Source organism: Agrobacterium sp. 6Ca8 (assembly GCF_055382765.1).
The window spans coordinates 1,013,011-1,025,094 of record NZ_AP026433.1; the positions used below are offsets into that span (position 1 = coordinate 1,013,011).

A 12,084-nucleotide genomic window follows, 5' to 3' on the forward strand; every position below is an offset into this window, starting at 1 on the left:
AACGCCCGCAACATGGTTGCGGGCGTTTTTCGTTTCAGTGTCTTCTATCAAAAGAAGCCTTTGCGCTGCCACCAGCCGCCCTTGCGCGGCTTCGGCTCGTCGCCATCAGGGTTGGCGGGCGTGCCCGACGAGGTCACGACCGGCTCCGAATTCGAGACATTGCTGCCCCGGTTCGCGCGAACCTTTTCTTCCGCCGCCGGTGCTACGGCTTCCGAACCCAGATCGGCCGAGGCTTCACCCACTTCGTCGAGGGCGACATCGACGACGGTTTCCACAACGACTGCGGGCTCGACGATCACCGGCTCGACCGTTTCAACGGTTTTGGCTGTGACTTCAGCCTGCGGTGCCGCTTCAGCCGGCGGTACGTCTTCGGTCTTCGCCTTCGCCTTGCGGGTGCGGCGCGGTTTCTTCGGGGCTTCCGCTTCCACAACGTCGGCAACCACACCTTCCACCACTTCGGCAGCGGTAGGCTCTTCGGTTACGGATGCTGCGGCGGAAACCTCTTCGCTTTCGCCTTCCGTTTCGCCTTCTTCGTCGGACTCAGTGCCTGCGGCATCGAGAGCCTCGTCTTCAGCACGGTTGCGACGGCCGCCACGCTTGCCACGACGACGACGCTTGCGCTTGCCCTCTTCATCAGAGCTTGCAGCTTCGTTCACACCGTTTTCATCAGCGTCGTCTGCGGCTTCATCGGTTTCGACGCCATCTTCGTCGTCCGCATCATCAGCGCCGGTGTCATCGCCAGCCTGCGCATCAACTGCACCGTTCTGGTCGTTCTGTCCGCCCTTGCCACGACGGCGACGACGACGCTTGCGCTTGCGCTTGCCGTCTTCACCATTGTCGCCCTGCTGCTGTTGCTGGCGCGGCTCGCTGGCCTGCGCCTTGACGATTTCTTCCTCTTCTTCGTCCTCTTCCACCTCAACAACGAAATCGTCTTCCTCTTCCACGAAGCTCGGGAGCATCTGGATAAGGCTTTCGATCTTCACCGGATTTTCAACGGCCTCACCGCGATCGATGGCAAAATGCTGCGCGCCGACGCCGGCATCGGCCGCAATGATGATCGCCACACCGAAGCGGCCTTCATAATCGACAATCGTGCCGCGCTTGTGGTTGAGCAGATAGAGAGCCGTTTCCGGCGTGCAGCGCACGGTGATATTGTGGGTCGTGTTGCGCAGCAGATATTCCTCAACGCCGCGCAGCACGTGCAGAGCGATGGAGGATTCCGAGCGAACGTGACCCGTGCCGCCGCAATGCTGGCAGACCTGCGTGGTCGATTCCAGCACCGAAGCGCGGATGCGCTGGCGCGACATTTCCAGAAGACCGAAATGCGAGATACGGCCGACCTGGATGCGCGCCCGGTCGTTTTTCAGGCAGTCCTTGAGCTTCTTCTCGACGGAGCGGTTGTTGCGCTTTTCTTCCATGTCGATGAAGTCGATGACAACAAGACCGGCAAGGTCGCGAAGACGCAGCTGGCGAGCCACTTCTTCCGCCGCTTCCAGATTGGTCGTCAGCGCCGTTTCTTCGATGGAATGCTCGCGGGTCGAACGACCGGAGTTCACGTCGATGGCAACCAGAGCTTCCGTCTGGTTGATGATGAGGTAACCGCCCGATTTCAGCGTAACCTGCGGCTGCAGCATGCGGTCGAGCTGGGCTTCGATGCCCGAGCGCGAGAAGATCGGGTGGATGTCGCGGTAAGGCTGAACCACCTTGGCATGGCTCGGCATCAGCATCTTCATGAAGTCTTTTGCTTCACGGTAGCCTTCTTCGCCCGAAACGATGATCTCGCTGATATCCTTGTTATAGAGATCGCGGATCGAACGCTTGATGAGCGAGCCTTCCTCGTAAACGAGGCAGGGGGCCGTGGAGTTCAGCGTCAGCGTGCGGACGTTTTCCCACAGGCGCATCAGATATTCGAAGTCGCGCTTGATCTCGACGCGGGTGCGGTTGGCGCCTGCGGTACGCAGAATGACGCCCATGCCCTGCGGAACTTCCAGATCGCGCGCGATTTCCTTCAGGCGCTTGCGGTCGGTCGGCTGGGTGATCTTGCGGGAAATGCCACCGCCACGTGCGGTATTCGGCATCAGCACGGAATAACGGCCGGCAAGCGACAGATAGGTGGTGAGTGCGGCACCCTTGTTGCCGCGTTCTTCCTTGGCAACCTGCACGAGAAGGATCTGGCGGCGCTTGATGACTTCCTGAATGCGGTACTGCTTGCGCGGCTTGCGGGCAACGCGATCGGGAACCTCTTCCATGGCGTCTTCGGCGCCGACGGATTCGATCACTTCCTTTTCGTGATGATCGTCATCATCGTCGTCGTCATCATCGTCATTGCCACGGCGAAGACCCTCGACTTCCTCGGAAATCGTATCTGTATCGACCATGGCAGCCATTTCGCCGCCCGCGCTGCCGTCTTCTTCGGAAGAGGCCTCAACAGTGGTGTCGGAAACGGCTTCTTCTTCCGCTACCTTCTTCTTGGCGCGGGGGCGGCGGGTACGCTTCTTCGGTGCTTCTTCCGCAACGGCCTCGACGGCCACAGCAGTCACATCTTCGGATACCTCTTCGGCAGCGGCAGCGGCAACGGTTTCGTCCACGACCACGGCGTCCGTCGTTTCGCTGACGGCAACGATGCCGACATCCGGCTGGTCCGCCTGCGACAGATCGACAGCCGGTGCGCCGGGCTCGGGGGCGTCAGCCGATTCGAAGTCATCGCTGCGGCGATGATCCTCGGCTTCCGCCTTGAGGAGCGCCTGACGGTCGGCGAGCGGGATCTGGTAATAGTCAGGGTGGATTTCCGCGAAAGCGAGAAACCCGTGGCGATTTCCACCGTAGTCGACGAATGCCGCCTGAAGGGAGGGCTCAACCCTCGTGACCTTGGCAAGGTAGATATTGCCGCGGATCTGTTTCTTGTGCTCCGATTCGAAGTCGAATTCCTCGATCCGGTTCCCACGGACAACGACTACGCGTGTCTCCTCTTCGTGGGAGGCGTCGATAAGCATTTTGTCTGCCATGTAAGCTGTGCTCCTCGGCGCAGCCTTGTTTTATACGAGAACAGGCCCGCCACACGGACGAGCCTTTCATATGAGTGCAAGGATGTGCCGGAAATGAAGTCTCCAGCCGGGCCTCTGTAAACTGGCAGCATCCGGACCGACGGCGAGGCGCTTGGCCTGCTCCTGGTATCCGGTTCATATGAAAACTGCTGCGACATCATTGGCCAGGCGGAACGACAATAATATATAGACCCCTTGGGGTCCGATGAATTTGCTCTCCTCAGAGCAGCGGTGGCATTGCCACCGGGTAGGTCTCCGGCCACGGCCGGAATTGATCCAGTTTCAGGATAAATGTAACGACGGCAGATGATTGCCCGTTTTGCAGCGCCAGCGTCTTTTTCGATTGGCAGCCGGCGGGCATCTATCCCGTCAACACTTTTAACCCTCATCCTTGTTGTATGTTTTCTCTGTCATAATAGCAATAGGCTGGCTAAATATGCCATATTGTTGGTGGAATTTCCGGGTTAACAATTGGTTCACCAACGCCTGCGATTGTGGGGCGCAAACGCACAAACACGTGTCCGGCGTGGCCGAAATTACGACGTTCCCGGCACTTTGCCGCACCATTTATGAAAAATGACTGAAATACGGAATTTCTTGAAGACCATGAATTTCACGCGCAGCGCAGCGATATTCGATGGGGCAGGGCCGCTTGGCGCGCGAATCGCGCGGCTTGCGGGTGCCCTTGTTTTGCCGGTTGTCTTTTCGGTCGCCGCATTCGTCTCCTGCGTTCCACAGGCCTTGGCCGTGGAGCCGCTCATCGCCAATCAGGCACGCATCATCGGCGACGAGGCGCGCACGCGCATCGTTCTCGATTTTGCCGAGGAGCCGGAATTCGACATTCACTATCTCGATTCGCCCGCCCGCATCGTCGTGGACTTTCCGGCGGTGAATTTTGCGTTCCCCGCATCGGCTCTGGCGCCAACCGGCCTTTTCTCGGACATTCGCTTCGGTAGCATGGGGCAAGACAGCGCCCGCATCGTGCTGACGGCAAAAAAACCGGTTCAGGTGGCGGTTGCCGAAACCAAGAAGGGCGAGGACGGCACATCGTTCCGTTTCGTCCTGGATGCGGAGATCACCACCAAGGCCAAATTCGCCGAACTGGTGAAAGAGCAGCAATGGCGCGCGCCGGCGCCGGTCTCGACAGCGGCGATCACGCCTGACGACAAGACATCGCGGCAGACGGATTTCGTCATCGCTGTTGATGCCGGCCATGGCGGCATCGATGCCGGCGCTTCCGGCGGCGTAACCGGCACGGAGGAAAAGGTCATCACGCTGACCTTTGCCAAGGAACTTGTGGAGCGGATGAACCGGGAGCCCGGCATCAAGGCGTTCCTGACGCGTGATTCCGACACGTTTCTCGCTCTGTCGGAACGGGTGACGATCGCCCGGCAGAATAATGCCAACCTGTTCATTTCATTGCACGCCGATACACTGAAGCAGAAGGGCATCCGGGGCGCGACCGTCTATACATTGTCAGACCGCGCCTCAGACCGCAGGGCGCAGGAACTGGCCGAGCGCGAAAACAAGTCCGACCAGATTGCCGGTGTGGCAGCCTCCAGCGAGCCGCCTGAGGTGGCCGATATCCTTCTCGATTTCACCCGGCGCGAAACGCAGGCCTTTTCGGTGACGCTGGCAGAAAATATCGTATCGTCCTTCGAGGGACAGGTCGGCCTCATCAACAATCCGCATCGTTATGCCGGTTTCATGGTGCTGCGCGCCCATGACGTGCCATCGGTGTTGCTGGAACTCGGCTTTCTCTCCAATCCGGAAGATGAAAAACTCCTTCTTGATGCGGAATGGCGCAAGAAGGTCGCCGATACGCTTGCAACTGCGGTCGGACGATACCGCACCAAGGCCATGGCGAACGGCGGCTGAAGGGCCGGGCGAGCGAGCGGCGCCCCCGTTGTCGCCGTGCCCCTTGCTGCCGAAAAGCTGTTCAATTCTTGGGCCTTGCGGACGATTACGTTGGCGAAGCCCTATTTTACTCACATTCGCCGCGTTATTGCGGAAGCGGATTCTGTGGTGATCCGCCATTGCGGCTGGAACCGCAATTGCGGCAGTCGGCCCGGTAACATATCAGCGAATGCTGTCGTTCCGGCTTGTCATCGAAGGTATGGTGTGCAAAACGGCACGCGATATGCAAGGATGCGCCCGTATCATCGGGCGTTGATGGTTACGATTCGAATTATCGGTAGCTTGGTATGATCAGACTGATTGGATATTTTTTCGGCTTGGCCAGCGTGCTCTTCCTGTGCGCCGCCGCCGCCGGTGCAATTTATTTGCACGGCGTGACGAAGGACCTGCCGGATTACGCAGTTCTGAGCACTTATGAGCCGCCGGTGACGACCCGCGTGCACGCCGGCAACGGCGCGCTCATGGCGGAATACGCCCATGAAAAGCGCCTGTTCCTGCCGATCCAGGCTATCCCGGACCGTGTGAAGGCAGCTTTCCTTTCGGCGGAAGACAAGAATTTCTACAACCATCCGGGTGTGGACATCTGGGGTCTCGGCCGTGCCGTTCTCGTCAACCTCCAGAATATCGGCTCCGGCCGTCGTCCGGTCGGCGCGTCCACAATCACTCAGCAGGTGGCGAAGAACTTCCTGCTCACCAACGACCAGACCTTCGACCGCAAGCTCAAGGAAGCGCTTCTGTCCTTCCGCATCGAGCAGACCTATTCCAAGGACAAGATCCTCGAGCTTTATCTCAACGAGATCTTTTTCGGCCTGAATTCCTACGGTATCGCCGGTGCGGCACTCACCTATTTCAACAAATCGGTCACGGAACTGACGATCGCGGAAACCGCCTATCTTGCATCGCTGCCGAAGGGCCCGGCCAACTACCATCCGATCCGCCGCGAGAAGGCGGCGCTGGAACGCCGCAACTGGGTGATCGACCGCATGGCCGAGAACGGCTACATCACGGTCGGCGATGCCGAGGACGCAAAGAAGCAGCCGCTTGGCGTCAATCTGCGCCGTGGCGGCGCGCATATCTTCGCGTCTGACTATTTCGCCGAGGAAGTCCGCCGCCAGATCGTCGAGAAATACGGCGAGCAGGCGCTTCTTGAAGGCGGCCTTTCGGTTCGCACCTCTTTCGATCCGCAGATCCAGATGGAGGCGCGCAAGGCGCTTCAGGACGGTCTGGTGCAATATGACGAGCGTCGCGGTTTCCGCGGACCCGTCGAAAAGATCGAGACAACCGGTGACTGGACTGCGGCGCTCGCCAAGGTAAAGGGCCTTCGCGACGTTCCCGAATGGAAGATCGCAGTTGTCCTCGCCGTTGCTGCAGATGGCATCGATATTGGCGTGCAGGTCGACCCCGATGCCGAGGATGGCGACAAGCGCACACGCGGCCATATCTCCGCTGAAAACATGCGTTGGGCCTATCGCGATGCCACAGGCAAGAAACCGACGGCTAAGTCGCCGGTTGGCGTTCTGGCTGTTGGTGACGTCGTTTACGCACAGCCGCTGTCCGGTTCCGGCAACGAATATCGTCTGCGCCAGCCCCCGAAGGTGCAGGGCGGCATGATGGTGATGGATCCACACACTGGCCGCGTTCTGGCCATGGTTGGCGGCTTCTCCTATGCGCAATCGGAATTCAACCGCGCCACGCAGGCGATGCGCCAGCCCGGCTCCTCCTTCAAGCCGTTCATCTATGCGGCTGCACTCGACAACGGCTATACCCCGGCCTCGGTCATTCTCGACGCGCCAATCGAGGTTGTTTCGGGCGGCCAGGTCTGGAAGCCGCAGAATTACGGCGGGGGTTCCGCCGGTCCTTCGACCCTGCGTCTAGGCATCGAAAAATCCCGTAACCTCATGACAGTGCGTCTGGCGCAGGACATGGGCATGAATCTGGTCGCTGAATATGCCGAACGCTTCGGCATCTACGACAAGATGCCGCCGCTTCTGGCAATGTCGCTCGGTTCGGGCGAAACAACCATCATGCGCATGGTCTCGGCCTATTCTGTGATCGCCAATGGCGGCAAGCAGATCAAGCCGACGCTGATAGACCGCATCCAGGACCGTTACGGCAAGACGATCTTCCGGCATGAGGAGCGTGCCTGCGAGGGCTGCAACGCCACCAGCTGGCAAAATCAGGATGAGCCGGTCATCGTTGATAACCGCGAGCAGGTTCTCGACCCGATGACCGCTTACCAGACGACCTCCATGCTTGAAGGTGTCGTCCAACGCGGCACGGCGGCGGGCAAGATCAAGGTCGATCTGCCGGTTGCTGGCAAGACGGGCACCACCAACGATGAAAAGGACGCCTGGTTCGTCGGTTACACGCCGGACATGGTTGCCGGTCTTTATATCGGCTTCGATTCGCCCGCACCGCTTGGGCGCGGCGGCACCGGTGGTTCGCTGTCGGCACCGATCTTCGGCGAGTTCATCGCCGATGCGGCCAAGCACCTGGAACCGAGCAAGTTCATCGTGCCTGAAGGGATGAAGTTCATCGCCGTCAACCGCAAGACCGGCATGGCCGCTTCGGAAGGCGAACCTGATACGATCATGGAAGCCTTCAAGCCGGGCACCGGCCCGGCCGATACCTTCTCGGTGATCGGCGCGGAAGGCATGTCGCAGGAGGATATTCTGAAGACCTCGCCACAGGCCCAGCAGGCCATCACCGGCGGTGGCGGCGGTCTTTATTGATACCAGTCTTATGTTTGGCGGGGGGCGCGGGTCTTTACATCCGCGCCCCCCGCATTTATTTGAGCTACCAGTTTAAATGAAGGCGAAGAACCAGCGAAATGCGCAATGAAATTGTGAACGTAGTCGACGAAATCAAGCAGGCCATAAGCCTGCTGAGGAGGCATCTTTGACTGGGACCAGGCGATAAGACGACTGGACTGGTTGAATAACAAGGCAGAGGACCCGACCCTCTGGAACGATGCCACCGAAGCGCAGAAATTGATGCGCGAGCGCCAGCAGCTGGATGACAGCATCAATGGCGTGAAGGCGCTTGAGCAGCAGCTCAAGGACAATGTCGAGCTGATCGAACTCGGCGAGATGGAAGGCGACGACGAGATCGTCAAGGACGCCGAAGATGCGCTGAAGGCGCTGAGGAGCGAGGCGAACCGCCGTCAGGTGGAAGCCATGCTTTCCGGTGAAGCTGATAGCAACGATACATATCTCGAAGTTCATTCCGGCGCTGGCGGTACGGAAAGCCAGGACTGGGCCAACATGCTGCTGCGCATGTATACCCGCTGGGCCGACCGCGAAGGCTTCAAGGTTGAAGTGCTGGAAGTTCATGACGGCGAAGAGGCCGGCATCAAGTCCGCGACGATCCTCGTCAAGGGCCACAATGCCTTCGGCTGGCTGAAGACGGAATCGGGCGTACACCGCCTCGTCCGCATCTCGCCCTATGACAGCAATGCGCGTCGCCACACATCGTTCTCCTCCGTTTGGGTTTACCCAGTGGTCGATGATTCGATCCAGATCGACATCAACGAGAGCGATTGCCGCATCGATACCTATCGTTCGTCCGGTGCAGGCGGCCAGCACGTCAACACCACCGATTCGGCCGTGCGTATTACCCACATACCGACCGGTATTGCCGTGGCCTGCCAGCAGGAGCGTTCCCAGCACAAGAACCGCGCCAAGGCGTGGGACATGCTGCGCGCCCGCCTTTACGAGGTGGAACTGCAAAAGCGGGAAGATGCGGCAAACGCTCAGGCCGCATCCAAGACGGATATCGGCTGGGGCCATCAGATCCGTTCCTACGTTCTGCAGCCCTACCAGTTGATCAAGGACCTGCGCACCGGCGTGGAAAGCACCGCACCCGGCAACGTGCTGGATGGCGATCTGAACCAGTTCATGGAAGCGGCCCTCGCGCACCGCATCAGCGGTGGCGCAGACGTGGAAGTGGCTGATATCGACTGACGCGCCACAGCGTCGCTTGAAAAAATCACCCCTCGCAAACCCATTGCGAGGGGTTTTTCGTTGGAGGAGATGCATGAAACAGGCGCTTTACATCGTCGACGTTCAGCCGAGCTTCAATCCGCCGGCTGCGCTTGTGGCGGAAATATCCGCCCTGGCCGCCACCATGCCAAGCGTTGCCAGCGTCGAGCGCCATGATGAAAGCGTCACGCCTTTCGAGCGGCAACTCGGCTGGAAGCCGGGCAGGGACGACTGCTCGCTGGTTGCGGCGGACTGGATTTTCATAAAGCATGGCTACGCTCCGCCAAGGGCGGCTATCGACCACCTCCTGTCTCTAAAGCTCGACAGGGTGCTGGTCTGCGGCATTCAGGCCGATACCTGCGTGCTGGCTGCGGGTTTTGCCCTGTTCGATGCGGGGCTTCATCCCACGCTTCTGCCATGGCTGACGGTGGGCTCCAGCCTCGATCGCAGCGGCGAACTCGGCGCAAGACTATGGAAACATCATTTCGGTGCGGTTCTGGCCGGGCCGCATGAGCTTAACGCGTAGAGAGTTTCCAGTAAAACTGCGTATAATCCAGGAGGTAGAGAACCTCCAACGGTTCCGTTCAAACCGACGTTCTCTTGCCCTCAGTTCGAGGCCTTTTCGATCTTCATCTCGCCGAGTTCGTCGATCAGGATCGTCCAGCTTTCCGCTTCCCTGATCTGCGGATCGGTTTTCAGATAGACGGTCACGAACAGGCCGGGCGAGGCCGACGCACCGTTTGAGCTTTCGGGCCGAATATCCGTGACGTAGGACTTCATCTGGCTGAACTCTTCCAGCTCGATGTTTTCGAGAAGGTTCGGTCCGTTTGCGGTAGTGGCGATGCGCTGCAGATAGACTTTAGCGGTGCCATCGCCCTGGCGGATTGCAACCACCTTGTAATAACCGCGTGTGGGTGTCGCTGGCGGCGGACGCAATTGGCCGTCAGGACCTTTCACCGGCTCAAGATTATGCTCTTCCCACATGCCGCTGCTGACAACGAAGATCGCCGATACCGGCAAGTTGTCTATGGCCTCCGTTTGCGCCCGCACGGGAAGCGCTGTGGCGGCGAAAATCAGGGCGGCGAGAAGAGGTTTTTTCAGGGGCATGGCCATCATCAGTGGTTGGCGTCAATTGTTGAATTGTTCGGCGAGTACGCGGTCTGACCATGAACGGTCCGGGTCCGAGAGAATTCTGGCCGTCCTGTCCTGCGATTGCGCAATCCGCACATGCCGTACGGATTTCACCTCCGTATGGTCGGCGACCGCGTTCACCGGACGCTTGTCGCGCTCCAGAACGTGAATATCGACCGTCACTTTGTTGGGCAAAAGTGCGCCGCGCCAACGCCTTGGCCGGAAGGCGCTGACGGGTGTGAGCGCCAGCAGCGGTGATTCCAACGGCAGGATCGGTCCATGGGCTGAGAAGTTATAAGCTGTCGATCCTGCCGGTGTCGCAACCATCATGCCGTCGCAAATCAACTCTTCAAGCCGCGTCTTGCCGTCCACCTCGACACGTAGCTTGGCGGCCTGATGCGATTGCCGGAACAGGCTGACCTCGTTCATGGCAAGTGCCGTAAATTCATCGCCGTCGGAATCCGTCGTCGTCATGCGCAGCGGATGAAAATCATTGCCGGTCGCAACCGCAATACGCTCGACCAGGCCGTCTACCCGGTAGTCGTTCATCAGAAAGCCAACCGATCCCCGGTTCATGCCATAGACCCGCTTGCCGGAATTCATCGTTTCGTTGAGAATTTGCAGCATGAAGCCATCGCCGCCGAGCGCCACGATCACTTCCGCCTCGTCGAAGGGCGTGTTGCCGTAAGCGCCTTTCAGCTCCTCCAGCGCCCTCTGCGCCTCCTCGGTTGCGGAGGCCACGAAGGATAGTGAACAGTTAGAATGCGACATTCGCTTCCCTCGGCAACGACGCATACCGGAATCGATATGCGGACGATGCTGTAACCTGTTGAAGCAGCTCACAATCTCCAAACGTCGATAAAACGGTCGATCGCAAGCCACAAGACGCATCCTTGGTACATGAAGACGGCAGCAGGCGACAAGGCCTTTCCGGCGGACAGGCGTTCGCAGCAGGCGGGTTTGCCCGCGTGCGGTCCACAGCTTCTTGGTTTCCGGCCTTCGACAAGGGTTGCGATGCGGCGCGACGTGAGGCAACTTGCGCGAAACAAGCGGAACGGCGAGTGGCAGGAGACGGGCGTGGTGCTGAATTACAATATCTACGATGTCTTTACCGAGACCAAAATGGCGGGAAATCCGCTGGCGGTCATGTATGACGCGGATGGCCTCGACCAAGTGACGATGCAGGCGATAGCCAGAGAAATGAACCTCTCCGAGACCGTTTTCGTCAACCGCTCGGGCAATCCGGCCCACGCGGCTTCGCTGCGTATCTTCACGCCTTCGGGCGAGTTGCCTTTCGCGGGCCACCCGACTGTTGGCGCGGCGATCGCGATAGCCGAGCGCAATCGCAATGAAGGTGACGACGATATCGATATGGTCTGTGTGCTGGAGGAAAAGGTGGGGCCGGTCCGCTGTGCGGTGAAAATGCGCGCCGGTGCGGTCAGCTTCGCCGAATTCGACCTCCCGCGCAAATCGTCCCGCGTCACCCTGCCGCTCGATCATACCGCACTTGCCGATGCGCTGGGCGTGAGCGAAGGCCATCTAGGCTTTGAGAACCACGTACCGTCGATCTGGACGGCCGGTGTGCCGTTCCTGCTCGTGCCGCTGCACAATATTGCCGCTATCAGCGAAATGGATTTCGACGCCAATCTCTGGCTGCGCACCGCACCGCTGGTGGAGGGGCGCCTGACGGCGGCCTATATCTACTGTCGCGGCGGCGTCAATCACGCAGCAAAGTTCCATGCCCGCATGTTTTCCCCGGAAATGGGGATTTCGGAAGACCCCGCCACCGGTTCCGCCGCCGCCGCCCTTTCTGGCGCAATCCATCATTTCGACGGCCTGACAGACGGTCACTATCCGCTCTTGATAGAGCAGGGCGTGGAGATGGAACGTCCTTCCCACATCCATCTGCGCATGGACATCAAGGACAACGAAATCGCCCGCGCCCGCATCGGTGGCCACGCGGTCCGTGTAGCATCGGGTACGTTCGAGATCTGATTTCAACGTGAGCGACT

The 12,084-nt window shown here is 59.6% G+C and carries 8 protein-coding genes; 5 read left to right on the top strand and 3 right to left on the bottom strand.

The genetic code is table 11. The features are described 5' to 3' along the window. Nucleotides 1-47: 47 nt before the first annotated feature. Complete coding sequence (locus ACZ5A6_RS05095; RefSeq protein ID WP_174061438.1) at nucleotides 48-3,005, bottom strand: Rne/Rng family ribonuclease; 2,958 nt, start codon at nucleotides 3,003-3,005, stop codon at nucleotides 48-50. 645 nt (nucleotides 3,006-3,650) lie between these two features. Here ACZ5A6_RS05095 and ACZ5A6_RS05100 point away from each other — a divergent pair. The 4 genes from ACZ5A6_RS05100 to ACZ5A6_RS05115 all read left to right on the top strand — a co-directional run bounded on the left by ACZ5A6_RS05100 (nucleotide 3,651) and on the right by ACZ5A6_RS05115 (nucleotide 9,467). Then, on the top strand, nucleotides 3,651-4,922 hold the full coding sequence (locus ACZ5A6_RS05100; RefSeq protein ID WP_038490798.1) for an N-acetylmuramoyl-L-alanine amidase: 1,272 nt from the start codon (nucleotides 3,651-3,653) through the stop codon (nucleotides 4,920-4,922). Nucleotides 4,923-5,248: 326 nt separating this feature from the next. Beyond that, on the top strand, nucleotides 5,249-7,693 hold the full coding sequence (locus ACZ5A6_RS05105) for a penicillin-binding protein 1A (protein ID WP_003512768.1): 2,445 nt from the start codon (nucleotides 5,249-5,251) through the stop codon (nucleotides 7,691-7,693). Nucleotides 7,694-7,791: 98 nt separating this feature from the next. Then, nucleotides 7,792-8,923, top strand: a protein-coding gene (gene prfB, locus ACZ5A6_RS05110; protein ID WP_097102382.1) for a peptide chain release factor 2 whose coding sequence is annotated in 2 segments (ribosomal slippage) — nucleotides 7,792-7,860 and nucleotides 7,862-8,923 — 1,131 coding nt in all. Because the reading frame shifts where the segments join, the coding sequence is not laid out codon by codon here. A gap of 73 nt (nucleotides 8,924-8,996) precedes the next feature. Beyond that, a complete protein-coding gene (locus ACZ5A6_RS05115) occupies nucleotides 8,997-9,467 on the top strand; it encodes a cysteine hydrolase family protein (RefSeq protein ID WP_013635994.1) in 471 nt (156 codons plus the stop codon). An 80-nt stretch (nucleotides 9,468-9,547) separates the two neighbouring features. Here the strand turns inward: ACZ5A6_RS05115 and ACZ5A6_RS05120 are convergent, their stop codons facing one another. Continuing rightward, a complete protein-coding gene (locus ACZ5A6_RS05120) occupies nucleotides 9,548-10,048 on the bottom strand; it encodes a hypothetical protein (protein ID WP_038492797.1) in 501 nt (166 codons plus the stop codon). Between the two features lie 21 nt (nucleotides 10,049-10,069). Continuing rightward, the gene (locus ACZ5A6_RS05125; protein ID WP_003512774.1) at nucleotides 10,070-10,843 is read right to left on the bottom strand and encodes an NAD kinase; all 774 of its coding nucleotides are present in this window, start codon (nucleotides 10,841-10,843) and stop codon (nucleotides 10,070-10,072) included. A 306-nt stretch (nucleotides 10,844-11,149) separates the two neighbouring features. On the opposite strand from ACZ5A6_RS05125, the gene ACZ5A6_RS05130 reads away from it, so the two are divergent. Next, nucleotides 11,150-12,067: a PhzF family phenazine biosynthesis protein gene (locus ACZ5A6_RS05130; protein WP_035251764.1), complete on the top strand. Its 918-nt coding sequence runs from the start codon at nucleotides 11,150-11,152 to the stop codon at nucleotides 12,065-12,067. Nucleotides 12,068-12,084 lie beyond the last annotated feature (17 nt).

Bases quoted from the DNA above. Each gene is read 5' to 3' on its own strand.
- ACZ5A6_RS05120 (WP_038492797.1), bottom strand. From the start codon at position 10,048: ATGCCCCTGAAAAAACCTCTTCTCGCCGCCCTGATTTTCGCCGCCACA.
- ACZ5A6_RS05125 (WP_003512774.1), bottom strand. From the start codon at position 10,843: ATGTCGCATTCTAACTGTTCACTATCCTTCGTGGCCTCCGCAACCGAG.
- ACZ5A6_RS05100 (WP_038490798.1), top strand. From the start codon at position 3,651: ATGAATTTCACGCGCAGCGCAGCGATATTCGATGGGGCAGGGCCGCTT.
- ACZ5A6_RS05115 (WP_013635994.1), top strand. From the start codon at position 8,997: ATGAAACAGGCGCTTTACATCGTCGACGTTCAGCCGAGCTTCAATCCG.
- ACZ5A6_RS05095 (WP_174061438.1), bottom strand. From the start codon at position 3,005: ATGGCAGACAAAATGCTTATCGACGCCTCCCACGAAGAGGAGACACGC.
- ACZ5A6_RS05105 (WP_003512768.1), top strand. From the start codon at position 5,249: ATGATCAGACTGATTGGATATTTTTTCGGCTTGGCCAGCGTGCTCTTC.